The sequence below is a fragment of the Castellaniella defragrans genome, assembly GCF_014203015.1.
In the GTDB taxonomy this organism is placed as follows: Bacteria; Pseudomonadota; Gammaproteobacteria; order Burkholderiales; family Burkholderiaceae_B; genus Castellaniella; species Castellaniella defragrans.
Window position 1 is genome coordinate 76,958 of sequence record NZ_JACHIB010000016.1, and the last position, 25,569, is coordinate 102,526.

21 protein-coding genes are annotated in these 25,569 nt (G+C 71.1%); 4 read left to right on the forward strand and 17 right to left on the reverse strand.

Going from position 1 to position 25,569, the window contains the following annotated elements; translation table 11 throughout:
- Positions 1-85 precede the first annotated feature (85 nt).
- The 10 genes from HNR28_RS13675 to HNR28_RS13720 all read right to left on the reverse strand — a co-directional run bounded on the left by HNR28_RS13675 (position 86) and on the right by HNR28_RS13720 (position 11,998).
- On the reverse strand, positions 86-1,354 hold the full coding sequence (locus HNR28_RS13675) for an NnrS family protein (RefSeq protein ID WP_184142961.1): 1,269 nt from the start codon (positions 1,352-1,354) through the stop codon (positions 86-88).
- Positions 1,351-2,136, reverse strand: coding sequence for an ABC transporter ATP-binding protein (locus HNR28_RS13680; protein ID WP_151024537.1), 786 nt, complete (start codon positions 2,134-2,136; stop codon positions 1,351-1,353). The genes HNR28_RS13675 and HNR28_RS13680 overlap by 4 nt, the downstream gene beginning before the upstream one ends.
- Positions 2,133-2,930: an ABC transporter permease gene (locus tag HNR28_RS13685; protein ID WP_249043891.1), complete on the reverse strand. Its 798-nt coding sequence runs from the start codon at positions 2,928-2,930 to the stop codon at positions 2,133-2,135. The genes HNR28_RS13680 and HNR28_RS13685 overlap by 4 nt, the downstream gene beginning before the upstream one ends.
- Positions 2,931-2,985: 55 nt before the next feature.
- Positions 2,986-4,059: an ABC transporter substrate-binding protein gene (locus tag HNR28_RS13690; RefSeq protein ID WP_211369302.1), complete on the reverse strand. Its 1,074-nt coding sequence runs from the start codon at positions 4,057-4,059 to the stop codon at positions 2,986-2,988.
- Between the two features lie 66 nt (positions 4,060-4,125).
- Positions 4,126-4,554: a MarR family winged helix-turn-helix transcriptional regulator gene (locus HNR28_RS13695; RefSeq protein WP_249043892.1), complete on the reverse strand. Its 429-nt coding sequence runs from the start codon at positions 4,552-4,554 to the stop codon at positions 4,126-4,128.
- 154 nt (positions 4,555-4,708) lie between these two features.
- Positions 4,709-5,809: a porin gene (locus tag HNR28_RS13700; RefSeq protein ID WP_244978302.1), complete on the reverse strand. Its 1,101-nt coding sequence runs from the start codon at positions 5,807-5,809 to the stop codon at positions 4,709-4,711.
- The gene (locus HNR28_RS13705; protein ID WP_151024539.1) at positions 5,806-7,569 is read right to left on the reverse strand and encodes an acyl-CoA dehydrogenase; all 1,764 of its coding nucleotides are present in this window, start codon (positions 7,567-7,569) and stop codon (positions 5,806-5,808) included. Before HNR28_RS13705 ends, HNR28_RS13700 begins: the two co-directional genes overlap by 4 nt.
- Positions 7,566-8,948: a spinster family MFS transporter gene (locus HNR28_RS13710; RefSeq protein ID WP_151024540.1), complete on the reverse strand. Its 1,383-nt coding sequence runs from the start codon at positions 8,946-8,948 to the stop codon at positions 7,566-7,568. The genes HNR28_RS13705 and HNR28_RS13710 overlap by 4 nt, the downstream gene beginning before the upstream one ends.
- Before the next feature lie 29 nt (positions 8,949-8,977).
- Positions 8,978-11,113 (reverse strand): acetate--CoA ligase family protein, encoded by a 2,136-nt coding sequence (locus tag HNR28_RS13715; RefSeq protein WP_151024556.1) that lies wholly within the window; start codon positions 11,111-11,113, stop codon positions 8,978-8,980.
- Between the two features lie 42 nt (positions 11,114-11,155).
- The gene (locus HNR28_RS13720) at positions 11,156-11,998 is read right to left on the reverse strand and encodes a p-hydroxycinnamoyl CoA hydratase/lyase (protein ID WP_151024541.1); all 843 of its coding nucleotides are present in this window, start codon (positions 11,996-11,998) and stop codon (positions 11,156-11,158) included.
- Positions 11,999-12,248: 250 nt separating this feature from the next.
- Here HNR28_RS13720 and HNR28_RS13725 point away from each other — a divergent pair, with 250 nt between their 5' ends.
- Entirely contained in the window at positions 12,249-13,700 is a 1,452-nt protein-coding gene (locus HNR28_RS13725; RefSeq protein WP_151024542.1) for an aldehyde dehydrogenase, read from the forward strand.
- A gap of 203 nt (positions 13,701-13,903) precedes the next feature.
- Here HNR28_RS13725 and HNR28_RS13730 read toward each other — a convergent pair whose 3' ends face one another.
- On the reverse strand, positions 13,904-14,743 hold the full coding sequence (locus tag HNR28_RS13730; protein ID WP_151024543.1) for a helix-turn-helix domain-containing protein: 840 nt from the start codon (positions 14,741-14,743) through the stop codon (positions 13,904-13,906).
- Positions 14,744-15,076: 333 nt separating this feature from the next.
- On the opposite strand from HNR28_RS13730, the gene HNR28_RS13735 reads away from it, so the two are divergent.
- The 3 genes from HNR28_RS13735 (at position 15,077) to HNR28_RS13745 (ending at position 19,125) form a co-directional block, all read left to right on the forward strand.
- Positions 15,077-17,107: an autotransporter outer membrane beta-barrel domain-containing protein gene (locus HNR28_RS13735; protein WP_151024544.1), complete on the forward strand. Its 2,031-nt coding sequence runs from the start codon at positions 15,077-15,079 to the stop codon at positions 17,105-17,107.
- Between the two features lie 250 nt (positions 17,108-17,357).
- Positions 17,358-18,713, forward strand: coding sequence for an alanine/glycine:cation symporter family protein (locus HNR28_RS13740; protein ID WP_151024545.1), 1,356 nt, complete (start codon positions 17,358-17,360; stop codon positions 18,711-18,713).
- A gap of 34 nt (positions 18,714-18,747) precedes the next feature.
- Positions 18,748-19,125 (forward strand): AlbA family DNA-binding domain-containing protein, encoded by a 378-nt coding sequence (locus HNR28_RS13745; RefSeq protein WP_151024546.1) that lies wholly within the window; start codon positions 18,748-18,750, stop codon positions 19,123-19,125.
- On the opposite strand, the gene HNR28_RS13750 is transcribed toward HNR28_RS13745, so the two are convergent.
- The 6 genes from HNR28_RS13750 to ddpX form a co-directional block, all read right to left on the reverse strand.
- On the reverse strand, positions 19,104-20,246 hold the full coding sequence (locus HNR28_RS13750; protein ID WP_244978303.1) for an oligopeptide/dipeptide ABC transporter ATP-binding protein: 1,143 nt from the start codon (positions 20,244-20,246) through the stop codon (positions 19,104-19,106). The two genes, HNR28_RS13745 and HNR28_RS13750, sit on opposite strands and share 22 nt — an antisense overlap.
- Complete coding sequence (locus HNR28_RS13755; protein WP_151024547.1) at positions 20,243-21,352, reverse strand: ABC transporter ATP-binding protein; 1,110 nt, start codon at positions 21,350-21,352, stop codon at positions 20,243-20,245. The genes HNR28_RS13750 and HNR28_RS13755 overlap by 4 nt, the downstream gene beginning before the upstream one ends.
- Entirely contained in the window at positions 21,349-22,182 is an 834-nt protein-coding gene (gene ddpC / locus HNR28_RS13760; protein WP_151024548.1) for a D,D-dipeptide ABC transporter permease, read from the reverse strand. The genes HNR28_RS13755 and ddpC overlap by 4 nt, the downstream gene beginning before the upstream one ends.
- The gene (locus HNR28_RS13765; protein WP_043685230.1) at positions 22,179-23,201 is read right to left on the reverse strand and encodes an ABC transporter permease; all 1,023 of its coding nucleotides are present in this window, start codon (positions 23,199-23,201) and stop codon (positions 22,179-22,181) included. The genes ddpC and HNR28_RS13765 overlap by 4 nt, the downstream gene beginning before the upstream one ends.
- Before the next feature lie 88 nt (positions 23,202-23,289).
- Positions 23,290-24,852, reverse strand: coding sequence for an ABC transporter substrate-binding protein (locus HNR28_RS13770; RefSeq protein WP_151024549.1), 1,563 nt, complete (start codon positions 24,850-24,852; stop codon positions 23,290-23,292).
- A 99-nt stretch (positions 24,853-24,951) separates the two neighbouring features.
- Positions 24,952-25,509 carry a D-alanyl-D-alanine dipeptidase gene (ddpX, locus tag HNR28_RS13775; protein WP_151024550.1) on the reverse strand — a complete coding sequence of 186 codons (558 nt, stop codon included), beginning with the start codon at positions 25,507-25,509 and terminating at the stop codon, positions 24,952-24,954.
- Positions 25,510-25,569 lie beyond the last annotated feature (60 nt).

Consider the following 25,569-nt stretch of genomic DNA (forward strand, 5'->3'; position numbering starts at 1 on the left):
CCGATGAAAGTCCACCACGGATCCGGGAAATCGTCCGTGCGGGGACGCTGCGGGGATTTTACCCGGCCCGGGCGGGCATGCAGTCTCAGCAGCCCGATTCCGGGCCCGAGGTGGGTCCGGGCTGCTTGCCGGGGGGCTCGGCGCAGCCCGCGCGCCCGTCGGTGCGCGGCCCGGCCAGGGCCGGCCAGGCGTGTCCCAGGTAGACCGCGTAGGCGCCCGCCCAGACCGCGCCGGCCGCCAGGATCAGCACGCCGGACCACGGCGCCAGCGCCGGCAGGCCGGCGGCGGCGCGCGCCAGGGCGGCCGCAACCAGGGCGCAGGCCGCCGCGGGCAGCCACGGCCTGCGGTCGAGCCAGCGCCCCGAATGGATGCGCCCCGCCAGGTTCATGATGGCGAAGATCGACAGCCCCATCGCCCCCGCCGTCAGCAGGTGACGGGCCGCCGACACCGGCCAGGCGTCCAGCAGCCAGGCCAGCCCCATGGCGCCGTAGCCCAGGGCGATGAACCAGAAGCAGGCGTACAGCATCAGCGCCCAGCGCGTGAACAGCGGCCGCCCGACGTGCCAGTCGTTCAGCACGTTGAGCACCGCCGCGCTGGCGGCCAGCGCCGTCCAGCCGACCACGGGGCCGTCGCCCAGGCCCGCCTGCGCCGCGCCGCACAGCCCGATGGCGAAGATCGCCAGGTAGCGGCGCGGCGGCCGGGCCAGGTAGCTGTCCGTCGGCGGCGGCGCGCCCGGGCGGCCGGCCTCGATGTAGCCGTTGAGCACGCTCATGGAGACCCGGCTGCCCGCGAGCAGGATCAGGATCATCGTCAGGTCGATGGCGCCGTGGATCCAGACGAGCCCGTCGCCGCCCAGGGCGAGCGCGGCGAAGAAGCCGGCCTGGGCGAGCAGCAGGCCGCCCAGGACCCAGGCGAAGCCGAGGTGCGCACGGCGCGGGTCGCGCCACAGCGCCGGCGCCAGGCGCCCCAGCAGGAGCGCCGTGAACAGCAGATTGGGCGCTCCCGCCAGGACGGCGGCCGCGGCGGGCGGCAGCCACTGGCCCAGCACATAGGCCGCCCGGGCCGCCAGCCACAGGAGCGCCAGCGCCGCCAGCGGACGGGGCGCGATGGGGGCGGCGCCGGTGAATTCGGGAATCGCCGTCAGCAGGAACCCCGCCGCGGCCGCCATGCCGAAGCCGAACACCAGCTCGTGCGCATGCCACAGCAGCACGCCGCCCGGCGGCTGCCAGCCCGACGGTCCGGCGCCGCTCAGGAGCAGCAGCCAGACGCCCAGGAAGCCGGCGGCGCTCGCGGCCGTCAGCACGAAGAACGGCCGGAAGCCGCAGAACCACAGGGGGTGGGAATCGGGCTTCATGCCCCGGCCTCCAGGACGGGAGGCCGGGCCGGAGGCACTGGGGGCCGGGCCGGCGCCAGCCCGAAGCATTCCCGCACCGGCGGAACATCCATCAGCTCGGCCGTGGTCCGGTGGATCCAGGCCTCGTCGCGCGCGCTGCGGGGCCGGTCGACGGCGAATTCGTGCAGCACGCGCCCCGGTCCGCTGCCCATCACGGCGATGCGGTCGGCCAGCCGCACGGCCTCCATCAGGTCGTGCGTGATCATCAGCACCGCGCTGCCGCCTCGCTCCACCTGCTCGCGCAGCACCGCGTAGAGTTCCAGCTTCAGGCCCACGTCCAGCGCGGAGAACGGCTCGTCGAGCAGCAGCAGTTCGGGCGCCACCGCCAGCGCGCGGCCCAGCGCCACGCGGCTCTGCATGCCGCCGGACAGCTCGTGGGGATACTTGTGCCCGTCCTCGGCGGACAGGCCCAGGCGCGCCGCCCAGTCCAGGGCCTGGCGGCGCCGCGCCGCCGCCGGCACGCGCTGCGCCTTCAGCCCCAGGGCGATGTTGTCCAGGGCGTTCTTCCAGGGCATCAGCCGGGGCTGCTGGAACATGCAGCCGATCCTGCCGAACGTCGAGCGGACCCGCCCTTCGTAGGGGTCGAGCAGGCCGGCGACGATGTGCAGCAGCGTGCTCTTGCCGCAGCCCGAGGGGCCGACCAGCGCCAGCGTCTCGCCCGCCTTCAGGTCCAGGCTCACGTCCGACAGCACGGTCGTCAGGCCGTAGCGGTGGCCCAGGCGGCGGATGCTCAGGGCGTTCATGGCGCGTCCGCCGCGCGCCAGCGCTCGATCGTGCGCTTGAGCGGCTCCAGCAGCAGGTATTCGATGGCCAGCAGCAGCCCCAGGACCGCCACGATCCAGCCCATCGAACCGGCCATGTCCAGCTGCGCGCGCGAGACCGCCAGCGCGGCGCCCGCGCCGTCCGAGGCCGCCAGCAGTTCGGCCATCACCACCACCTTCCAGGAAATCCCCAAGGCCGTGATCCAGGCCGGCAGCAGGTACGACACCACGTGCGGCAGGTGCACGTCGAACAGCGTCGTCCACCAGGGCAGCCGGTAGACCCGCGCCACGTCCGTGAGCTGGCCGTCCAGCGTGCGCGCGCCCTGCATCGCGCCGGCGAAGACGATGGGGAAACAGGCCACGGCCACCGTGAATACCGGCGTGGCGTCGCCCATGCCGAACCACAGCATGGCCAGCACCAGCCAGGCGATGGGCGGCATGCCCAGCAGCAGCGTCACCAGCGGGCGGGACAGCAGCGCCGCCGTCACGGAGCGCCCCGCCAGCATGCCGAGCACGCTGCCGGCGAGCACCGCCGCGCCCAGGCCCGTCAGCGTGCGGCGGGCCGAGATCCACAGCTCCGGCGCGGCCAGGCCCGAGGCCAGCATGTCGCCCAGCCGCTCGAAGGTGGCCAGCGGCCCGGGCAGGATCAGCGGCCCGTAGTACTGGCCGCCCCATTCCCAGAGCGCGCAGAACAGCAGCAGGCTCGCCACCGCGCCCCAGCCGCTCCACAGATAGGCCAGGGCCGCGCCCGCGCCGTCGGCCAGCCGCCGCGGCACGGCGGCCAATCCTTCGGCGGATGCGTCCGGCCGCGCGGCCGCATCCAGCGGACCTCTAGGCGTAGAAGCCATCGTCGGGCAGCCGTCCGCCGACCAGCGCGGGCTGTCCGTCCAGCAGGCAGCGGAAGAAATAGTCCAGTTCGGGCCGGGCCTCGCGCGCGTCCACCGCGCGTTCGCGCGCCTGCGCGATCGAGTCGGCCACCGCCTCGGGCGTCAGCATGGGAATGTGCCGCGCCACGGCTTCGCCGCATTCCTGCGGATGCGCCAGGCACCAGGCGAGCGAATCGGCATAGCCGCGCCGCAGCCGGTCGGCCAGGCGCGCATCCGCGTGCAGCGGCCCGACGGCCGCCAGGCCGGCCTGAGGGATGCGCGGCTCGCGTTCCAGGATGCGGCCCCAGGCCTGCGACAGGTCCACGCCGCGATACAGCGTGGGCGCCACGATCGACACCGGGAAGGAATCGCTCTTGCGCAGCGCCATCGACACCGCCGGCTCGGGCAGCAGCGCGTGGTCCACCCGCCGGGTCAGCAGCAGCTGGATGGCGTCGAAGGGCGTGGGCACGTGGCGCAGCGAGAAGTCCCGTTTCGGATCCAGCCCCAGGCGGGTCGCCAGCAGGCCGAACAGGATGTCGGGCATGTCCGCCCGGAAGGGCATGGCGATTTCCTGGCCGCGGAAGTCTTCCAGCGTCCGGCGCGACGCGTCGCGCGTCACCAGCCACAGCATCCCCCAGGTGGAGACGTTCAGCAGGCGCAGCGGCACGCCCTGGTTGTACAGGTTGGCGGCCACGTTGGAGGGCATGGCCATGAAATCCGCGCCGTCGCGCACCGCCCAGGCGCGCAGCTGGTCCGGGTTCTGCCACAGCTGGAAGCGCGCGCCGGGCGCCACGTCGTTCAGGGCGCCGGAATCGACCAGATGGACCAGGGGGTAGGAGACGGTGGCGGGCGGCCCCGACAGCACCAGCGGCCGGTCCAGCGGCGCCGCGGACGCATCGGCCGCCTGCTGCGCGCGCGCCGGCGCGGCCGACAGCAGGCCCAGGGCGGGCGCCAGGCCCAGCAGGGCACGGCGCCGCGCGCCGCGAACGGACAGGCCGCCGGAAGGCGGGACGGAGGTCAGGGGAGAACGGGAAGACATATGCGGCAGCCGGAATCGATCCTCTGGATTGTGGACATGGAAGCCGGCAAACGCAAATGATAATTATCAAGCTCCAGCCTGATTCGGATCGTCCCGAGGATCGCCCGAAGGATCGGCGCGGGGCGGATCGAACGCGGCGAGCTTCTTCAACGCGGAATCCAGGCAGCGCCGCTCCGCCGCCGACAGCGACTGCTCCAGGCCGGTTTCAAACATTTCCACCTGGGCTTCCGCCCGAGCCAGCAGATGGCGCCCCGCATCGGTCAGGTGCAGTTCCTGCAGGCGGCGGTCCTCCGCGCTGGGCAGGCGCGCCAGGACCCCGCGCTGCACCAGCCGATCGACCACGGCCACCAGATTGGGGGGGGAGACATCCAGCGCGGAACCCAGCTGGCGCAGATAGACGCCGGGATTGGCGCCCACCAGCACCAGCACGGAAAATTCGGTGGCGCTGAGCTCCAGGACGGACAGGCGGCGCAGGAAGATCTTGTGGACCTGCACTTTTGCCCGTGTGAGGCGAAACCCCAGAAAACGCGTCAGGCGCGACTGATCGATTTCCGAATGCGAAACGGGGGACACGGCGCGAGTGGGGAGGGGGGCATGGATGACGGTTGAGCATAGCACAGCCCCCCGCGCGCGCCGGGCCGCCCGCGGATCAGAACTGATGGCGCAGCCCCGCCATGAGGCCCGTCTGGCCTTGGCCCACCCCGGGCGATGCGGGCACGGCGCTCCCGCCGGAAACGCTGTAGGCCACCCGCGAACCATTGAACACATGGCCGGCCAGCGCATACACGGCGGTGCGCCGGCTGAAGCTGTAGGTGGCGCGCACGGACAGAAGCTGGGCATCGGCGCCGGAGCGATCGGCATCCAGATAGGTGTAGGTGGCGTCCAGCGTCACCGCCCGCGTCAGCGGGTGGCTCACCGCGGCGTAGTACTGGTTGCTGCGGTAGGTCTCGCCCACCGCTTCGAGCTCGCGGCGGATGACGCCTGCGCCCAGCCGCGTCCCGCCGACCATCACGTAGCCCGTCAGATAGGTATGGTCGTCCCGGCTGCCGTCGCCGATCGTCAGGCCGGCGGGCTGGCCGAAGAAGCCCGAACCCTTCACCCCCTTGAGCCGGTCGTGCGCCAGCGCCACGCCCCATCGCCGGTTGTCGTATTTGACCAGGGCCGAATAGGCGGCGCACGCGCTGCCGTGCTGCGGTCCGCAGTTCGACGGGGCGCTGCCGTCGCGGGCATTGGAGTAGGCCGCGCCCAGCGTCCAGGCGCCGAACGTCCCGCGATAGGTGAAGGCGTTGTCCAGGCGCTGGTTGGGCAGGTAGGCGTCCAGGGAGCCCAGGCCGTACACGGCGGGGCCCATCAGATCGGACCCCATCATCGCGTACAGGCCCATGGCGTACTGCCGGCCCAGCGCCAGCGTGCCCCAGTCGCCGCTCAGCCCGAGATAGGCCTGGCGGCCGAAACTGCGCCCGCTCTGCATGAAACTGCCCGTCCCCAGGGCCATGCCCGTCTCCAGGACGAACACCGCCTTCAAGCCGCCGCCCAGGTCCTCCTCGCCCTTGAACCCCAGGCGCGACGGCATGTGCCCCGCCGTGACCGCCGGCATGCGCGTGAGCGTCCCGCCCTCGGCGATGTGGTCGAGATATTCGATGCCGGTGTCGGCCACGCCGTAGATCTGCATGCTGTCCTGCGCGGACACGGCGGCCGCGCCCAGGAGCGCGCCGGTGGCCAGTGCCCATCGAACCTCTTGATGCATCATGGATGTCTCCTTTGTATTTCAGGATCGCGGGCCGCCTGGATGCGGCGCAGCCAGTGCTCGGCATCCAGAAGCCCGTAGCGGAAGAAATGGCGGGCGCTCTCGCGCTTGTCCTCGAACGCAGCCGTGGCGACCCGCGCGGCGCGGCACCAGGCGAAGGCCAGGGCCACCGTCCCCACCAGGCGCAGGTAGTCCTCCGCGGCCCGCGCGGGAAGGCCGGGATCGATCGCGGCATCCGCGGCGAGGGCCCGCGTGGCGTCGTCCAGCCGTTCGCACCACGCCTGCAGCGCCTCGGCCAGGGGGCGCGCAGGGGCGCTGGCGCGCGCGGCCGCGGCTTCCGCGCGCAGGACCTCCAGCAGGGGCTCCAGGCCCGCCCCGGGCGCCAGCACCTTGCGCCGCAGGAGATCCATCGCCTGGATCTGGTTGGTGCCTTCGTAGATCATGGCGACCCGGCTGTCGCGCACGATCTGCTCGATCCGGTATTCGCGCACGTAGCCATAGCCGCCGAACACCTGCAGGGCCTCGCTGGCCAGGGAGAAGCCCCGTTCGGTGAAAAAGGACTTGATCACCGGCGTCAGCAGGGCCGCCAGGTCGCGGGCGCGCGCCCGCCCGGCCGCGTCGGGCGCATGCGCCGCCTGGTCGAGCAGATGGCCGGCCCAGTAGCCCAGCGCCCGCATGCCTTCCGTCCAGACCCGCAGGTCCGCGAGCATGCGGCCCACCGGCGCATGGAAGCCCGCCGCGCCGGCCGGCCCGCGGGCGCCTTCGGCGCGCGGCAGCGCCCGCGCCTCCAGGCGTTCCCGCGCATGGTCCAGCGCCAGCCGATAGGCCATCTCGGCATGCCCGAGCCCCTGCAGGCCCACATGCAGGCGCGCCGAATTCATCATGACGAACATGGCCGCCAGGCCGCGATGCGGCTCGCCGACGAGCCAGCCGCGGGCATCCTCGAACCGCAAGGTGCAGGTGGCGCTGCCCTTGATGCCCATCTTGCTTTCGATGCCGTCGCAATGGACGGCGTTGGGCTCCCATCCGCCCTCGTCCCGCGGGATCCGCTTGGGCACCAGGAACAGCGAAAGCCCCTTGGTGCCGGACGGCGCGTCGGGCAGGCGCGCCAGCACCAGGTGCACGATGTTCTCGGTCAGGTCGTGGTCGCCGCCCGAGATGAATATCTTGCTGCCCTCGATGCGATGGCTGCCGTCTTCGCAGGCGCGCGCCCGCGTGCGCAGCAGCCCCAGGTCGCTGCCGGCCTGCGGCTCGGTCAGGCACATGGTGGCCAGCCAGTCTCCGCGCACCAGATGCGGCAGATAGGTCTCGCGGATCCATTGCGGCGCATGGGCGCGCAGGCACAGGCAGGCGCCTCGCAGGAGGCCCGGATACATCGCCCAGGCATGATTGCTCGAAACGATCATCTCGTTGAGCACGGCATCCAGCAGCTCCGGCAAGCCCTGGCCGCCGTCGGCCGGATCGCACGCCAGCGCGGGCCAGCCCGCCTCGACGTAGGCCCGGTAGGCCGCGGCGAAACCATCCGGCGTGCGCACCGCTGCGCCGTCGAACGCGCAGCCCTGCAGATCGCCGCTGCCGTTGAGCGGCGCGAGCACGTCGCCGCAGAACTGGCCGGCCGCCTCGCAGATCATGCGCGCAGTCGGGGCGTCGAGCGATTCGTAGGCGGGCATGCGCTTCCAGTCCGAAGGGGCGTCCAGCCACTGCTCCAGGACGAAGCCGATGTCGCGCAGCGGCGCCTCGTAGCGGGGACGGCCGGCGCTCATGCGGCCTCCGGCGCGGTCGCTTCCAGCCTGGCCATCAGCTTGCGGTAGGGAATGATGGCGGCCGCCAGGCAGACGGCCCCCAGCGCGGCCGCCAGCGCGCAGACCAGGCCCAGAGACAGGCCCACCTTCATTTCGTCATGGAAGACGAAGTCGGTGAAGAAGGCCACCAGGAACGGACCGCATCCCAGGCCGATGAGATTGACCAGCAGCAGGTAGATGGAAGTCACCTGGCCGCGCAGCTGATTGGGCGTGACGGCCTGCAGGATGGGTGGCGCCAGCGCCACCGGCATGCCCAGGAAGAACGTCGTCAGCGCCACGGCGGCCAGCGCGACGGTGGGCGAATCCGTGAACGCCAGCAGCAGGCCGGCCGGGATCAGCACCAGGGTGGCGGCCAGGGAGATGACCACGGAGCCCACCAGCCTGCCGCTGCGGGTCAGCCAATCCGCCAGGAATCCGCTGATCAGCATGCCGCCGATGCCGCACGTCAGGATGATCAGGCCATAGGCCGGCCCGATCTCGCCGGGCGTCCAGCCCCACTGGCGGATGAAGGTCGCGGGCAGCCAGGCGGTGATCCCGAAAGTCACCATGGCCGTCACGCCCGGGGCCAGCAGCAGCGGCACGTAGACGCCCGGGTGCTGGAGCACGTAGGCCAGGCTCGGCGCGGGTTCCGCGGGATCGCTGCGGGGCAGGGCGGCGCGCCCGTCCTTCAGGGCCGCGAGGCCCCGCCGGATCGGCTCGCGCACGGTGGCGATCAGGATCAGCGCCGGAATGCCCGGCAGCGCCACGTAGATGAACGCCGCCTGCCAGGGCTTGAACACGCCCAGCAGGGGAATCGCCACCTGGCCGGCCTGGCTGGCCGCCTGGATCACCACGCCGCCGACGATGAACGCCATCGCCGAGCCGATATACACCCCGGAGGTATAGATGCTCATGGCGCGGCCGCGCCCTTCGGGGGGGAAATAGTCGGCCAGCATGGAATAGGCCGCGGGCGACAGGGCCGCCTCGCCCACGCCCACCAGCATGCGGACGAGGAACAGCGTGGCGAATCCCGTGACGTAGCCGCCCGCGCCGGTGGCCAGGACCCAGAGCACCATGCCGATGGCGATGAGATTGCGGCGGTTCCAGCGATCGGCCACGCGGCCCAGGAAAATGCCCATCAGGGCATAGAAGATGGCGAAGGCGAACCCATGCACGATGCTGAAGGCCCAGTCGGCCAGATGCAGGTCCTGCTTGATGGGCTGCACCAGCAGCCCCAGGATCTGGCGGTCGACGAACGACAGCGTGTAGGCGAACAGCAGGACGAAAGTGACGTAATAGGCGTAGCCCAGGCGAGGCGAAGCCTCCGGCGCGACCGCGCCGAAAGTGGCGGATTGACTCATGACGTTTTCCTGTATCTGAGATGGCGCGGTCAGGCGTGCCGGGGTTCGGCCAGCATGAGGGCGTCGAGCGCCACGACGCCCTGCCCTTCGGGATGGACCACGACCGGGTTCAGGTCGATCTCGCGCAGGGCGGGCGTGCCGCGCACGATCCGTCCCAGCCGGCCGATCAGCGCGGCCAGCGCGGCCGTGTCCAGCGCGGGGGCTCCCCTGAATCCATGGAACAGCGCGGCGCTCTTGAGCTGGTCGAGCTCGGCCAGGATGCCGGCTTCGGACAGATCGGCGTCGAGCAGGCGCATGTCCCGGACGACCTCGGCGGTCACGCCGCCGATCCCGGCGAGGAGCACCGGCCCCCAGTGCGGATCGATCCGGGCGCCGACGATCATCTCCAGCCCCCGCCGGCCCATGGCCTCGACCAGGATGCCCTCCAGCACGATGGAGGGATCGTGCCGCCGGACGTCGGCCACCATGCGCTCCCAGGCCTCGCGCAGCCCCTGTTCGTCCGCGACGCCCAGGATCACCCCGCCCGCGTCGCTCTTGTGGCTGAGCCGTTCGGACTGGGCCTTCAGCGCCACCGGATAGCCCAGCGCGCGGGCGGCGTCGGCCGCCTCCTGCACGCTGGCGGCGAACCGGCCGGGCGCGAATGCGATGCCCGCGGCGCCCAGCAGCGCCTTGGATTCGTATTCCGGGATCACCGTGCGATGCGCCGGCAGTTCCAGCGCCACCGGCGCCTCCGTGGCGCGATCGAAACGGCGGGAGGAAAACTCGATCAGGCGCCGCACCGCGCGAAAGACCCGCTCGGTGCTGGGAAAATAGGGGATGCCCAGCGCCCGCATCTCGGCGATGAAGGATGCGGGCACCTCGGCGCCTTCGTCCAGCCCCGCCACGATGACCGGCTTGGCCGGCTTGCATTCGCGCACGGCGCGCAGCACCGCCGGTATCTTGATGCCGCTGGTGACCGGATCGCCCTGGATCAGGCCCACCACGATGGTGGAAAAACGGTCGTCGCCGAACAGCGCCGCCAGGACGCGGCAATAGAGATCGGGCTCCACCAGCCCCTGCGCGGTCAGGTCCAGCGGATTGCTGACAGCCACGAAGGCCGGCATGGCCTCGCGCAGCGCCGGCGCGTCGTCCTCGCCGATCGGCGGCAGCGCGATGCCCAGGTCCTCGGCCAGATCCAGGCACAGCGCCTTGAAGGCGCCGGACTCGCCCACGACGGCGGTGCCCGGCGAAGGCAGCTGCGGGCAGCGCACGGCGATCTCGGCAATGTCGCCCAGCTCTTCCAGCGTCTCGGCGAAGATCACGCCGGCGCGGCCCAGCTTGAGGCGCATGACGGCATGGTCGCCCGCCAGGGCGCCGGTATGGGTGGCCGCCGATTCGCGCGCGGCGCTGCTGCGCCCCGGATGCAGCAGCACCACGTGCTTGCCCAGGGCGCGCGCGCGTTCGACGGCGGCGAGCATGCGCCGCGGATGGCGGAACTGCTCGACGATCATCGCGATGACGCGGGTATCCGGATCGTCGAGCAGAAACTCCACGTAGTCCTCGGCATGGCTGGCCGCCTCGTTGCCGGTCGATATCGCATAGGACAGCGGCAGGCGGCGGCTGGAGAGCGTGGTGCACAGCACCGTCATCATCGCGCCGCTCTGCGACACCACGCCGATGGACGGCCCGCGCCGCGCCGGCGCCGGCCCCATATCGACCTCCACGAAGGTCAGGGGCACGCGATCGACGTAGTTGATGCAGCCCAGGCAATTCGGGCCTTCGACCACCATGCCGTGCGCACGGGCGATTTCGGCGATCTCGCGCTGCCGCGCCTGGCCCTCCGGGCCGGCTTCGGCGAAACCGGCGGAAAAGATCACCGCCGCGCCGACGCCGCGCGCCGCCAGGCCGCGGATCGCCTCGTTGACGGCGGGCTGCGGAATCGCCAGCACGGCCACGTCCACACCGTAGGGCAGCCGGTCCACCGAAGGCAGGCAGGGATGCCCGCCGATCTCGGCCCGCCTGGGATTGATCAGGTGAATGTCGCCCGCAAACCCGTTGCGCTCCAGGTTGCCCAGCAGCGAAGCGCCGAGCGACCCGCGCGTCGCCGAGGCCCCGACGATCGCCACCGACCGGGGCCTGAGCATGCGCTCTATATCAGCCGTCTCCTGGACGGCTTCCTTTGCCATTGTCACGCTTGTCTCCCATTGATTGTATTTTTGTGCCGCGGCTCAGGCGCTCTTCTGCCTGGAAAGATCGTATGCGCCCAGGCCCGGCTTGTAGGTCTTTTCGTCCAGGAACTGGCGCAGGCCTTCCTTGCGGCCCTCGCCATCGAAGCTGTTGGCCGCTTCCTGCGCGCGCACGAGGAAATCCTCGGCATTGTCGTAGGTCATTTCGCGCACGCGGCGGATCGCGTCCTTGGTCGCCTTCAGGGCCACCGGATTTTTCTTGAGCAGGCTTTCCGCCACTTCCGTCACCCGCGCCCGCAGGCGGTCGGCCGGCATGGATTCGTTCACCAGGCCCCACTCGGCGGCCGTCCTGCCGTCGATGTTCTCGCCCAGCATGGCGTGGTACATCGCGCGGCGGAAGCTCAGCAGCTCCGCCGCCACCTTCGAGGCGCCGCCGCCGGGCAGGATGCCCCAGTTGATCTCGGACAGGCCGAACCGGGCCTCGTCGGCCGCGAAGGCCAGGTCGCAGGCGAACAGCGGGCCGTAGCCGCCGCCGAAGCACCAGCCGTTGATCATGGCGATCGTGGGCTTCTGGTACCACCGCAGCCGGCGCCACCAGCCATAGCTTTCCCGCTGCGCCTGGCGGGTGCCGGCCAGTCCCCGGGCCTCGGTCTCCCGGAAGTATTCGTTCAGATCCATCCCGGCGGTCCAGGCCGTGCCTTCGCCCGTGAGCACCAGCACGCCCACGTCATCGCGGAATTCCAGTTCGTCCAGCACGCGCATCATCTGGCGATTCAGGGCGGGGCTCATGGCATTGCGCTTCTCCGGGCGGTTGAACTTCACCCAGGCGACGCGGCCTTCCACGGTGCAGGCCACGGTCTGTTCTTCGGTACGAGCGGCGGTCATCGTCATTTCCTCTGTGAATGAATGTCTGTGAATGAAGGGGTACGGATGGGTATGGATCGGGGTATGGGAATCGGTCCCGGGCTTTCCACGCTGCGGAACCCGCCTTCCGGCAGCCACCGCGTGAAACCCCTATTGCCAGCGATTTTCGTTATGATAGATAATCATTATTGATCATAACAATATAGGGGTTTCCCTGACTGCCGCTTTCTTCCCAGAGGCTTTCTCCCACCCATTCCAACGGAGGCTTTCCATGCACACCCTTTCCCTGCTGATCGGCGACCAGCGCCGCCCCGCAAGCACCGGCGCGACCTTCGAGCGCCGCAACCCCCTGGACGGCGCCGTGGCCACGGTCGCGCCGGCCGCCACGCCGGCCGATGCCGTCGCCGCCGTCGAAGCGGCGCACCGCGCATTCGCGTCCTGGTCCCGCCTGGGGCCCGCCGCCCGCCGCGAACACCTGCTCGAAGCCGCGGAAGCGCTCGCCGCGCGGGAAGCGGATTTCATCGCAGCCATGGCGGCCGAAACCGGCGCCTCCGCCTCATGGGCCGGCTTCAACGTGCAGCTCGGCGCCGGCATGCTGCGCGAAGCCGCCGCGCTGACGACACGGATCGGCGGCGAAATCATCCCTTCCGACGTGCCCGGAAACCTGGCCATGGCCGTGCGCCAGCCCGCGGGCGTGGTGCTGGGCATGGCGCCGTGGAACGCTCCGGTGATCCTGGGCGTGCGCGCGATCGCCACGCCGCTGGCCTGCGGCAACACGGTCGTCCTGAAAGGCTCGGAACTGTGCCCCGGCACCCACGGCCTCATCGTCGAGGCCTTGCGCGAAGCCGGCCTGCCCGCCGGCACGGTCAATTTCGTGACCAACCATCCCGACGAAGCGGGCGCGGTGGTGGAAGCCATGATCGCCCACCCGGCCGTGCGCCGCGTCAATTTCACCGGGTCCACCCGCGTGGGCGCCCTCATCGGCCAGACCTGCGCCCGGCACCTGAAGCCGGCAGTCCTGGAACTGGGCGGCAAGGCGCCGTTCCTGGTCCTGGACGATGCCGATCTCGATGCCGCCGCCGCGGGATGCGTCTTCGGCGCCTTCGCCAATTCGGGCCAGATCTGCATGTCCACCGAGCGCATCATCGTGGACGAAGCCGTTGCCGAGGCATTCCTGTCCAGGCTCGTGGCCCGCACCGCCGCGCTGCCGCTGGGCGATCCCCGCAAGGAGCCCGCGATCCTGGGATCGGTGGTGGACATGGCGACCGTGCGCCGCGTCAACGAACTGATCGACGACGCGCTGGCGAAAGGCGCGCAGCTGCTGTGCGGCGGCAAGGCCGCGAACACCCTGATGCCGGCCACGCTGATCGATCGCGTCACCCCGGAGATGCGCATCTTCCGCGAAGAGACCTTCGCGCCGGTCAAAGCCATCGTCCGGGTGCGCGGCGAGGAAGAAGCCATCGCCGTCGCCAACGACAATGAATTCGGCCTGTCGGCGGCCGTCTACACCCGCGATGCGGCGCGCGGCTGGCGCGTGGCCGCCCGGATCGAGTCCGGCATCTGCCACATCAACGGACCGACGGTGCACGACGAGGCCCAGATGCCGTTCGGCGGCGTGAAGCGGTCTGGCTACGGCCATTTCGGCGGCAGGGCGGGCATCGATGCGTTCACCGACATCCGCTGGATCACCCTGCAGACCGAGCCGCGGCATCTTCCCTTCTGAAAGGCCTGCCGTGCGGAGGGGCCTTCCGCGCCGAGGAGCCTTCCACGCCGAGGGGCCTTCCGCGCCGAGGGGCCTTCCGCGCCGAGGGGCCTTCCGCGCCGAGGGGCCTTCCGCGCCGGCGGCCCTTCTGCGGAAAACGGGGGCGGGCGGCAATGCCGGGCGGCGTCCGGGCCGGTGTCGCGGTCCGCGTCTCAGTCCGCGTCTCAGTCCGCATCCGAGGCTGGCGCGCGCCGGTAGGGCGCGGGGTCGATGTCGTGCTTGCGCATCAGGGCCCAGAACGCGCGGCGGTGTTTCTGGGCCATGCGCGCCGCCAGGGTGATGTTGCCCGCGTGCCGGCCCAGGGCCGCGCGGATGTAGGCGCGCTCGAACCGGGCGACGACCTGGCATTTGGCGGCGCGGAAGGATTCGCGCGAGGTGGCCCGCTGCATGGCCACGGCCACCGCGTAGGCTTCGAGTTCGTTGCCGGAGCGGTCCAGGATCGTATTGCAGAACGCGATCTCGGACTCGGTGATCGGGGGCTCCGGCGCGCCGGCCACCGGTGCGCGCGCACGCAGCGGCGCGGGCCCGGAGCCCGAGCCGAAGCCGGAACCAGAGCCGGATCCCGGCAGGCCCGCGCCGTAGGCCGGCCCGTGTTCCGCGATGCAGGCGGGGGGCAGGCGATTCAGGGCGTGGTCCAGCCGGGCGCGCAGTTCCTCGGGACAAAAGGGCGGCCGCACGAAATCGGCCACGCCCAGCGCCATCAGATCGCCCACCGCCTGCGCCCGCAGCGCCACCGCGTAGACCAGCAGCACGGCCGGCAATCGGCCCGCCAGGGCGGCCAGCGCCGTGCGCCAGTCGCGGATCGAGGATTCGTCCACGTACAGCAGGCCGGCATCGTAGCGGCCCCGCGCCATGGCCGGATCGGCCAGGGCGTCCCTGGCCGTGCCGTGCACGTGCGGCGAGGTATGCAGCACCAGCCGCCCTCCCAGGTGCGGGCCGCGCAAGGCGCCCGCCCAGTCTTCCCTGCCCGGCGCCAGAATCGCGCAATCCAGTCGTTCCCGCATCTCGCCTCTCCCGTTCGTGTGGAGACGACAGGATAGGAAAACGGCCGTCACGCGGACAGTCGCAAAACTACGTCAGTAGTTTCCCTGATTCGCTGCCCTGATCCGTTTTCCCGACGTGCCGGCGATCCGGGCGCGATTCCGGAGCGCGGGCGCGGCGCCTGGCACAATCGAAGGGTGGCCATCGAGATCTGGCGACCAGAAGCGGAAATTTCCCCACAATTTCCTCAAATTGACAAACAAACGTTTGTTTTACAAAATCCCAGGCAGGGTGCCACCGCGTTCGAGCGTCCGAAGCACCCGGGAAAAACGAGATCCGACCCATCGAGGAGCCCCATGAGACATCCCGCACTGACCGCCATGGCGTTGTCCGTCGCCCTGGCCTTGCCCGCCTTGCCCGCCGCGGCGCAGTCTTACAGCAATGTTTACTTTTTCGGCGACAGCCTGTCGGACGTCGGCGCCTTCGGCGGCCTGAGCGGCCTGCCGTCCAACGCCCGCTGGACCACCAACTACGGCGCCAACTGGACGGACGGCCTGGCCGCCCGCCTCGGCTTCGTCTCGCGCCCCAACAATCCCGCCAACCCCCATGTCGCGCCCGGCGGCAACAACTACGCCCAGGGCGACGCCGAGGCGAACCCGGCCGCCAGCGCGCGGCAGCCGGCCGATCCGGCGGGCGCCCCCACCAGCGAAGCCATCGCCGTCACCCATCTGCAAGGGCAGCTGGGCACGTATCTGGCGCAACACGGCCAGGTCGACGCCAACGCCCTGTATTCCGTCTGGATCGGCGGCAACGACGTCATCACGGCCGTCGGCCGCGGCGCGGGAGTGACGAGCTACCTGACGGCATCGGCCACCAGCACGGTCGGCGCCGTCGCCGCCCTGAAAGGGGCGGGCGCGCAGACCATCCTGCTGCCCAACCTGCCCGACGTCGGCGCCGCGCCCCTGGCCGTCTTCGCATCCATCCGGACCGCCGTGCCCCCCGCCGGCCTCGCCACCGCCTGGGGCGCGGCCTGGGCCCGCCTGGCCGCCGCGAATGGCGCCTACGATCCCGCTGCCGTCGCCCAGGCGCTGGCGGCGGCCGATGCCGCCGCGGGCCTGCCAGCCGGCACGCTTGCGGGCGTCTACGCCCTCGTCCGGCCCGGCCTGGAGCAGGCATCGTCCGGCTACAACCAGCTCGTGGACATCGGCCTGAACGCCACCGGGCAAACCCACGGCATCATCCGCGCGGACATCGGCGGCCTGTTCCGGGAGATCCTGGCGGACCCGGCCCCCTACGGATTCACGAACGTCGTGGGTGCCGCCTGCCCGTTCAACGCCCTGTATTGCAGCGACCCCACCGGCGCGACGGCCGGCTACGTTTTTACCGACCAGCTGCATCCGACGCCGGGCGCCCACGCCCTCATCGCCGATTACGTCGCCGGCCTGCTGCAGGCGCCCTACTTCGCCGGCGGCCTGCCCGAGGCCGGCCTGGGCAATGCGCGCCAATTGAGCGCCGGCCTGGGCAGCCGCCTGGCGGCCCTGCGCGCGCAGCCCCGTCCCACCGGCACCGCCAGCCTGTTCGTCCAGGGCGGCTTCGACGGCACCCGAACCGAATTCGGACCCACCGGCCTGGACAACCACGGACAGCTCTACACCCTGGGCATCGATCTGCAGGCGTCCGAAGCCTTTGCCGTCGGCCTGGCCGTGTCGCGCCAGGCGGGCGACACGGATCTGAGCTACCGCGGAACGCCCGGCAGCGTGAAGGACCGCAGCACGCTCCTGAGCGCCTATGCCAGCTATGCCCCCGGCGCCCTGTGGATCGACGGGACGATCCACGCCGGCAGCGGCAAGCTGCACACCCGCCGCCAGGTCGTCCTGGGCCCGCGAACCCTGACGCTGGAAGGCAGCCCGAACCAGCGCCAATACGGCCTGGGCCTGCATGGCGGCTACGATGCGGCGTTCGGCAGCGTCCGGACCGGACCGGTGATCGGCCTGGACTACGCCCGCGTGAAGGTCTCCCATTTCACGGAGGAAGGAGACAGCAGCAGCCGCATGCATTTCTCGGACCAACGGCTCGAATCCCTGATCGGGCGCCTGGGATGGCAGGCGCGCATGGACATCGCGGGCCGCTACGTTCCCTATGTGAAAGCGGCGTTCGCCCACGAATTCAAGCGGGACGAGCGCACCGTCACCAGCGGCGTCGCCTCCACGATGGGAAGCTGGACGACCCGCCTGCAGGCCCCCGACGACAACTGGATGGAATGGACGGCCGGCGTCACGGCCAGCCTGAGCAAATCCGCCGCCCTCTATGGGCAGGTGACGGCCACGACGGGGCGCGACGGCGGCAACCAGGCGGCGGGGAACATCGGCCTGGCCATCTCGTTCTGAAGCCCCGTTCTGAAGCCTGCCGGGCCGGAGCGGCCGCGCCGATTTCGGCGGCCCGCCGCTCCGATTTCGGCGGTCCGCCGCTCCGGCTCCGGAACGAGCACTCCCTTTTCGGTCTCATGGTTTACCCTTAGCCGGGCCTTTTTCCTCTATCGGCAGGAAGTTTTCCTGTTTACCCAGGAATTTTAGGCGTTTCACCTAAAACCACGGTGTTAGCATTCCCGCAATTTCTGCATTGAGGGGTGTTTTAACCATGGAATTCCTGAACGAGCTCGTCAACCAGATCAACGGCCTGGTATGGGGGCCGCCGATGCTGGTTCTCATCCTGGGAACGGGTTTCTTTCTGATGATGATCCTGAAGCTGATGCCGCTGCGGCGCATCGGTACCGGCTTCGCCATGATCTGGCGCGGCCGCCACCGGGGCGACACCGCCACCGGCGAGATCAGCCCGTTCGAGGCGCTGATGACGTGCCTGGCCGCCACCGTCGGCACCGGCAACATCGCCGGAGTGGCGACCGCCATCGCCGTCGGCGGCCCGGGCGCCCTGTTCTGGATGTGGTGCACGGCCCTGGTCGGCATGGCCACCAAGTATTGCGAAGTGGTGCTGGCCGTCCATTTCCGCGAAAAGGACGACCGCGGCGAGCACGCGGGCGGCCCCATGTACGCCATCAAGAACGGCCTGGGCCGCAAATGGCTGTGGCTGGGCGTGGCGTTCGCGGTGTTCGGCGGCTTCGCCGGATTCGGCATCGGCAACATGGTCCAGGTCAACAGCATGGCCCAGGCCCTGGAATCGTCCTTCGCCATCCCGCTGTGGGTGACCGGCGTGGTCACCATGGTCCTGATCGGACTGGTGATCCTGGGCGGCATCAAGCGCATCGGCGCGGTCGCCGCATCCCTGGTGCCCTTCATGTGCGTGGCCTACGTGCTGGCCGGCCTGGTGGTGCTGGCCGTCAACGCCGAGCGCATCCCCGAATCCCTGGACCTGATCTTCACGCACGCTTTCTCGCCCATCGCCGCCACCGGCGGCTTCGCGGGCGCCGCCGTCATGGCCGCCATCCGCTACGGCGTGGCGCGCGGGATCTTTTCCAACGAGGCCGGCCTGGGGTCGGCCGGGATCGCCCAGGCGGCCGGCACCACCACCAATGCCGTGCAATCGGGCCTGATCGGCATGATGGGCACTTTCATCGACACCATCATCATCTGCAGCATCACCGGCCTGGCCATCGTGTGCTCCGGCGTCTGGAGCAGCGGCGCCAGCGGCGCGGCCCTGTCGGCCAGCGCCTTCGAGGTTTCCATGCCGGGCATCGGCGGCACCATCCTGACCCTGTCGCTGGTGGTGTTCGCCTTCACCACCATCCTGGGCTGGAGCTACTACGGCGAGAAGTGCTGGGAATTCCTGCTGGGCACGAAATCGACCCTGCCCTACCGCATCGTCTGGGTCCTGGTGATTCCGTTCGGCGCCATCAGCCAGCTGGACTTCGCCTGGCTGCTGGCCGACACGCTGAACGGCCTGATGGCGCTGCCCAACCTGATCTCGCTGATCCTGCTCAGCCCGCTGGTGGTGAAGCTGACGCGGGAATATTTCCAGAGCCCGGGCCGCGCGGAATGAGCCGATCGCACACGCAAGCGGACCCGCATCCCCCTTGGACGACCTCTCTATCAACGCGCTGCTCTCTCTTCTGCGCGACCTGGAATCCGATCGGGTAGAACGAAAGGAATCTTTCAGGGGCGACGTCCCGAAAAAAGTCCGGCAAGCCGCGTGCGCTTTTGCGAACGACCTGCCCGGCCACAACGCTCCTGGCGTCCTGTTCATTGGCGCCCGGGACGATGGCACGGCCAGCGGCCTGGACATCAGCGACCGGCTTTTGCTCGCCCTGGCGGACATGAAAACGGATGGCAACATCCTGCCGCTTCCCGTGCTGCCAGTCGAAAAGCGCATCCTGGACGCCAAGAAGGATTTCCAGAAACTGGCCGACCGCATCATGCGGCAAATGACCCGTCAGGACCCCTCGGAAGCCTGACGCACTGAAGCCTGCTGCCCCGCCACGTGGCAGCGGTAGACGTGCTGGGGCGCGCCGGGCCGGGCCAGCAGCGCCTGGGGCCGCTCGCAGCCGGCCGTCGCCCAGGGGCAGCGGCCGCGAAAGAAGCAGCCCTGCGGCAGGACGACGTTGCCGGGCAGTTCGGCCGGGGCCGCGGGGGCGTCCTCGGGCCAGGGCCGGTCCAGGCGCGGCACGGCGTCGAGCAGCTCGCGCGTGTAGGGATGGCGCGGGGATTCCAGCACGTCGGCGGCCGGGCCCTGCTCGACCACCTGGCCCAGGTACATCACCGCCACCCGGTCGCACAGGTAGCGCACGACCGACACGTTGTGCGAAATCAGCACGTAGGTCAGGCCGTGCGCGCGGCGCAGTTCCCGCAGCAGATTCAGGATCTGCGCCTGGACGGACACGTCCAGCGCGGAGGTGGGCTCGTCGAGCACGATGACGTCCGGCTCCGTCGCCAGCGCCCGGGCGATGGCGATCCGCTGGCGCTGCCCCCCGGAAAACTCGTGGACGTAGCGGTCGAGCTGCTCGGGCCGCAGGCCCACCCGCAGGGCCAGGGCATCGGCCCGCGCGCGCAGGGCGGCCTTGTCCATGCGGCCGCACCGGACCGCACCGTTCCGGCCCCGCGGCCCGGCGGCCGGCGGCGCTCCCCCGTCCCGCGGCCATGCCGCGGCCCCTCGGCGGCCCGCGGCCACCAGCGGCTCGATGATCACTTTCCAGGCGGGCAGGCGCGGATCCAGCGAGGACTGCGGATCCTGGAACACGATCTGGACGTCGGTCCGGCGGCCGTCGGCCCGCGGCAGGCGCCGCAGCTCACCCCCGGTGGGCCGCAGCAGGCCCATCAGCACGGCCGCCAGCGTGCTCTTGCCGCAGCCGGACTCGCCGACGATGCCGAAGGCCTCGCCGCGCCGCACCTGCAGGCTGACGCCGTTCAGGGCGTGGGCATGGCGCACCGCCCGCCCGCGCCAGTCGCGGGCGAGGGGGAAGCGCACGTGGATCTCGCGGGCGTCGAGCACCGGCGCCCCCGGCACGGTGCCCGGTGCTGCGTCCGCCACGCCCGCCGAGGGGATTTCAGCCCCATTCGCTCCATCGATCGGCATCATGCGTCTCCCGCGGCCCGCGCGGCCGGGTCCGGGTCTGGGTCCAGGGGGTGCCAGCAGGCCACCCGGCGCTCCTGCGCGTCGGCCACGGGCCGCAGTTCGGGCCGCTGGCGACAGGCCGCGTCGGCGTAGGCGCAGCGATCGAAGAACACGCAGCCCTGCGGCGGCTGGCGCATGTCCGGCACCCGGCCCGGGATCGAGGCCAGGTCGGCGCCGGGCGCGGCGCGCTCCGGCAGGCCGTCGAGCAGGCCGCGCGTGTAGGGATGGCGCGGCGCGCGCAGCACCCGGGCGGTCGGCCCCTGCTCGACCACCGTGCCGGCGTACATGACGTACACGCGGTCGCAGAACTGCGACACCACCGCCATGTCGTGGGTGATGAACAGGATCGCGGCGCCGCGCTCGCGCGCCCGGTGGCGCAGCAGCTGCAGCACCTGGCGCTGCACGGTCACGTCCAGCGCGGTGGTGGGCTCGTCGGCGATCAGCAGCGCCGGATCGCAGGAAAACGCCATCGCGGCCATCACCCGCTGGCGCATGCCGCCGGACAGCTCGAAGGGATAGGCGCGCAGCGTCCGGGCCGGGTCGGGGATCATCATGTCGCGCAGCAGCGCGGCGGCGCGCTCCAGGGCCTCGCGCCGGCCCAGGCGATGGTGCGCGCGCAGCACGCCGGTCAATTGATCGCCGATGCGCCGGGTCGGGTTCAGCGCGGTCATGGGCTCCTGGAAGATCATCGCCGCGCGGCGTCCGCGCCATTGCCGCATGCGCGCTTCGGACGCGGCCAGCACGTCCTCGCCGCACAGCCGCAGGCTGCCGCCGGTGACGCGATAAGCGCCCGGGGGCAGCAGCCGCAGCGCCGCCATGGCGGTGACCGACTTGCCCGAGCCCGACTCGCCCACCACGCCGACGATCTCGCCCGGCATGACGCGCAGGCTGACGCCGCCCAGCGCCCGGACCGCGCCGCCGAAGACGGGGAACTCCAGCGACAGGCCGCGGATGTCCAGGACGGGTTCGGCCGCGGCGCCGCCGTCGGGGTTCCCACGATCCAGGACGCCCGCCGGCCGGCCCGGGCCGGGGCGCCGGGCGCCGGACGGATCAGGCCGGCCCGCGCTCATTTCGCCCTCGACTTCGGGTCCAGCAGGTCGCGCACGCCGTCTCCCACCAGGTTGCAGGCCAGCGCCGTCACCAAGATCGCGCAGCCGGGCGTGACGGTGTACCACCACTGGTCCAGCAGGAAATTGCGGCCCGTCGCCACCATGGCGCCCCATTCGGCGGTGGGCTGCTGCGCGCCCAGGCCGATGAAGCCCAGCGCGGCCGCCATCAGGATCGCCCCGCCGATGTCCAGCGTGGCCTGCACCACGATGGGCGAGGCGGCGTTGCGCACCACGTGCCAGCGCACCACGTGGCGCCGCGTCGCGCCGAAGGTCCAGGCCGCCTGCACATAGGCCATCTCGCGGATGCCCAGCGTCTGGCCGCGCGCCAGGCGCACGTAGAACGGGATGCGCACCAGGGTGATCGCCAGCATGGCGTTGAACAGGCTGGGGCCCAGCGCCGCCGCCAGCGCCATGATCAGCACCAGCGAGGGCACCGACAGCACCACGTCCATGGCGCGCATGACCAGGCCGTCGAAGCGGCCGCCCACGATCCCGGAGAAGCAGCCGATCACGGCGCCGGCCATGCTGGCGCAGCCGGCGACGAACAGCCCCACCCCGATGGACTGGCGCCCGCCGTAGAGCACGCGGCTGAAGATGTCGCGGCCGACCTCGTCGGTGCCGAACCAGTGCGCCGCCGACGGCGCCGCCAGCCGGTGCACCAGGTCGATGCGCTCGGGATCGTAGGGCGCCACCCAGTCGGCCAGGAGCACGGCCAGGCCCACCGCCGCGAGGATCGCCAGCCCCAGCAGCATCAGCGGGCTGCGGCGCAACTGGTACAGCAGGTAGCTCATCCGACCTCCCGGATGCGCGGATCGAGGCGCCGGTACAGCAGGTCCACCAGCAGGTTCAGGATCACGTAGGCGAAGGACACCACCACGGCGAAGCCCATCACCGCCGGGAAATCCAGCGCCTGGATCGAGTCCACCACATAGGCGCCCATGCCCGGCCAGCCGAACACGGTTTCCGTCAGCACCGCCCCGTACAGCAGGTCGCCCAGGGCCAGGCCGAGCACGGTCACGGACGGGATCAGCGCATTGGGCAGGGCGTGGCGCACCACCACGGTCCAGGCGTCCAGGCCGTAGGCGCGGGCGGTGCGCACGTAGTCCTCGCCCAGCTGCTCCAGCATGGAGGAGCGTACCTGCCGCGCCACCACGCCCAGGTGCACGAAGCCCAGCGTCAGGGCCGGCAGGATCATGTGCTCCAGCGCGCTGCGCCAGACCACCCAGTCGCCCGCCAGCGCCGCGTCGATCAGGTACAGGCCGGTGATGCCGGGCGGGGGCGACAGGCCCTGGTCGATGCGCCCGCCCCCCGGCAGCCAGCCGAGCTCGCCGTAGAACACCACGATCAGGCCCAGGCCGAGCCAGAAGGCCGGGGTGGAGATGCCCGTGACGGCCAGCGTGCGGGCGAGGTGGTCGATGAAGCGGTTGCGGTACACCGCCGACAGCACGCCCAGCGGGATGCCCAGCAGCGTCGCCAGCAGCAGGGCGACCAGGGCGAGTTCGAGCGTGGCGGGAAAGAAGGCGGCGATGTCCTGCAGCACCGGCCGGTGCGTGCGGATCGAGGTGCCGAGATCGCCCTGCAGCAGCTGCCCCATGTAGCGCAGGTACTGCTGCGGCAGGGGCAGGTCCAGGCCCAGCTGCGCGCGGATGTGGGCGACGATTTCCGGCGTGGCGCGGTCGCCCGCCACCAGGCGGGCCGGGTCGCCGGGCACCAGGTGGGAAATAGCGAAGGTGATCAGGGACACCCCGATCACCACCCAGACCAGGCTGGCCAGCCGGCGGCGCACCACGGACAGCCAGGACGTGTTCATGCGCTGCCCTCGTCCGCCGGGGCGCGCCGCGCCGCCCGGCGCCGCCCGCGGCCGGCCCGCGGGACCCTTCCACGCCGTTCGCCCATGCCTACTTCGTCATGTCGGCGACGTTGAACACCCGCTCCAGCATGGGGTTGAAGACGAAGCCCTTGACGTTCGCCCCCAGCCCGGCCTGGTAGTTCTTCTGGTACAGGTAGGCGTAGGCGGCGTCCTTCACGACCTGTTCCTGGACCTGCCGGTAGAGCGCCACGCGCTTGTCCTGGTCGCTGAGCGTGGCGGCCTCGCGCAGCCACTGGTCCACCTGCGGGTTGGAATAGAAGGACCGGTTGCCCGCCAGGCCCTTCTTGTCCGAATCGAACCAGTAGCTGGTGAACATGTAGGGATCGGCGAAGTCCGGGCTCCAGTTGCCGATGGAGATGTCGAAATTGCCCTGGCCCAGATTTTCGCGCAGGGTGGCGTTGGCCAGTTTTTCGAGCTTGACCGGCACGCCGACGGCGGTGAGGTTGGCCTGCACCGTCAGGGCGATGGGCTCCCAGGCGGGGTCCTGGGTGGAATAGCGCAGCAGCAGCGGCGACTTCACCCCGCCGGCCTTTTCCACCAGCGCCCTGGCCGCCGCCGCGTCCTGCTTCGGCAGGGGCAGATCGGCGTCATGGCCCCACATGCCTTCGGGGATCGGGCCGCGCATCTGCTTGGCCTGGCCCATCATGATGCCGTCCACGATGCCCTGGTAGTCCAGCGCGGCCACCACGGCGCGGCGCAGGTCCGCGTTCTGCAGCGGCCCCTTGGCGTTGTTCAGGTACAGGTAGGTCACCCGCAGCGACGGGAATTCCGCCACGCGCACGGCCTTGTCCTTCTTCAGGGCCTGGAGCTGGTCCACCGGCAGTTCCTCGGCCACGTCCAGGTCGCCCTTCTGCAGCTGCAGGCGGCGCGCGGAAGATTCCGGCACGATCTTCACCACGAACTTGTCCAGCGCGGGCTTCTTCGAGCCGGCGTAATGCGGATTGCGCTCCAGCACCAGCGACTGGCCCTTCTGCCAGGACACCAGCTGGTAGGGGCCGGAGCCCGCCGTGTGGCCCGACAGCCAGGCGTCGGCGTCGTCGCGCTGCATGGCCTTGGGATTGACGATGGACGCGCCGTTGTTGGCGAGCGTGTAGAGGAACGGCGCGAAGGGCTTCTGCAGCGTGAAGCGCACGGTGCGCGCGTCCACGGCGTCGATCTTCATGTCGGCGGGGAAGGCTTCCGAGGGCCCCTGCTTCTTCGCCAGCAGCCGCTCGAAGGACAGCTTCACCGCCTGGGCGTCCACGGGCGCGCCGTCGGCGAATTGCTGGCCGTCGCGCAAGGTGAACGTCCAGACCAGGCTGTCCGGCGAGGCCGACCAGCTGGCCGCCAGATCGCCCTCGACCTCGGTCGAGCCCTGGCCGTCGACCTGCTTGTAGCGCATCAGGCGCTGGTAGGCCGGATAGGTGACGGTCCAGTCGTTGTTGTCGATCGTGATGGCCGGGTCCAGCGTCTGGGGATCGGCCGGCTTGCCGATCACCAGCGTATCGGCCGGCGTCGCCGCGAGCGCCCCGCCCGCCAGGAGACAGGCTCCCGCGCCCATCGCCGCCGCCATCAGGGCGCGGCGGATTCCCGTTTGAATCGTGGATTGCATATCGCCTCCGTCCAATGAACATCCCGTCGGCGGGACGCCTGGACCCCCACGGGGCCGCGCCCGCCCGTGCGGCCGGTCCGCGCGGGACCGGCCCATCGCTCAGTCCGAGACGACCCGGACCATCCCGCTTTCCGGCAGTAACGCATATTCCCGCGCGTCGGGCAATTCGTAGTGCCACCACTCCGTCGGGATCGAGCGGAAACCGGCCTGCAGCATGATGCCCAGCAGCAGGTGGCGGTTGCGCTGCACGGCGGGGGGCAGGTCGTCGCGGTCGTGGTGCGACTGGTCGCGCATGTCGTCGAAATCCGTGCCCATGTCCAGGGGCGCGCCGCCGGCGTCCAGCAGGCCCACGTCCACCGCCACGCCGCGCGTGTGGTTCGACCCCTGGGCCGCGTCGGCCACGTAGCGCGGATCGGGCAGCATCCGCCAGAACACCGCCTGGGCCGCCGCCGGGCGGTAGGCGTCGTAGACGAGCAGGCCCAGGCCCGCCCGCCGCGCCGCGCGCGCCGCACGGAGCAGGCAGTCCGCCGCGGCCGGCCGCAGGGCGCAGCGGGCGCCGGGCGCGTAGACCGGCCGGCCGGTCAGGTTGCCTGCCGTGGCGTAGGCGAGCGCGATGCGCAGGCCGTCGGCCGGAGGGATTTCGATCAGGTCCGCCATGCGTGTCCCTGTCCATCCGGGCCGGCGCGGGATCCGCCGCGCCGGGCGATGAGCCGGACG

Bases quoted from the DNA above. Each gene is read 5' to 3' on its own strand.
- HNR28_RS13675 (WP_184142961.1), bottom strand. From the start codon at position 1,354: ATGAAGCCCGATTCCCACCCCCTGTGGTTCTGCGGCTTCCGGCCGTTC.
- HNR28_RS13680 (WP_151024537.1), bottom strand. From the start codon at position 2,136: ATGAACGCCCTGAGCATCCGCCGCCTGGGCCACCGCTACGGCCTGACG.
- HNR28_RS13690 (WP_211369302.1), bottom strand. From the start codon at position 4,059: ATGTCTTCCCGTTCTCCCCTGACCTCCGTCCCGCCTTCCGGCGGCCTG.
- HNR28_RS13700 (WP_244978302.1), bottom strand. From the start codon at position 5,809: ATGATGCATCAAGAGGTTCGATGGGCACTGGCCACCGGCGCGCTCCTG.
- HNR28_RS13705 (WP_151024539.1), bottom strand. From the start codon at position 7,569: ATGAGCGCCGGCCGTCCCCGCTACGAGGCGCCGCTGCGCGACATCGGC.
- HNR28_RS13710 (WP_151024540.1), bottom strand. From the start codon at position 8,948: ATGAGTCAATCCGCCACTTTCGGCGCGGTCGCGCCGGAGGCTTCGCCT.
- HNR28_RS13715 (WP_151024556.1), bottom strand. From the start codon at position 11,113: ATGGCAAAGGAAGCCGTCCAGGAGACGGCTGATATAGAGCGCATGCTC.
- HNR28_RS13720 (WP_151024541.1), bottom strand. From the start codon at position 11,998: ATGACCGCCGCTCGTACCGAAGAACAGACCGTGGCCTGCACCGTGGAA.
- HNR28_RS13725 (WP_151024542.1), top strand. From the start codon at position 12,249: ATGCACACCCTTTCCCTGCTGATCGGCGACCAGCGCCGCCCCGCAAGC.
- HNR28_RS13730 (WP_151024543.1), bottom strand. From the start codon at position 14,743: ATGCGGGAACGACTGGATTGCGCGATTCTGGCGCCGGGCAGGGAAGAC.
- HNR28_RS13735 (WP_151024544.1), top strand. From the start codon at position 15,077: ATGAGACATCCCGCACTGACCGCCATGGCGTTGTCCGTCGCCCTGGCC.
- HNR28_RS13740 (WP_151024545.1), top strand. From the start codon at position 17,358: ATGGAATTCCTGAACGAGCTCGTCAACCAGATCAACGGCCTGGTATGG.
- HNR28_RS13750 (WP_244978303.1), bottom strand. From the start codon at position 20,246: ATGATGCCGATCGATGGAGCGAATGGGGCTGAAATCCCCTCGGCGGGC.
- HNR28_RS13755 (WP_151024547.1), bottom strand. From the start codon at position 21,352: ATGAGCGCGGGCCGGCCTGATCCGTCCGGCGCCCGGCGCCCCGGCCCG.
- ddpC (WP_151024548.1), bottom strand. From the start codon at position 22,182: ATGAGCTACCTGCTGTACCAGTTGCGCCGCAGCCCGCTGATGCTGCTG.
- HNR28_RS13765 (WP_043685230.1), bottom strand. From the start codon at position 23,201: ATGAACACGTCCTGGCTGTCCGTGGTGCGCCGCCGGCTGGCCAGCCTG.
- HNR28_RS13770 (WP_151024549.1), bottom strand. From the start codon at position 24,852: ATGCAATCCACGATTCAAACGGGAATCCGCCGCGCCCTGATGGCGGCG.
- ddpX (WP_151024550.1), bottom strand. From the start codon at position 25,509: ATGGCGGACCTGATCGAAATCCCTCCGGCCGACGGCCTGCGCATCGCG.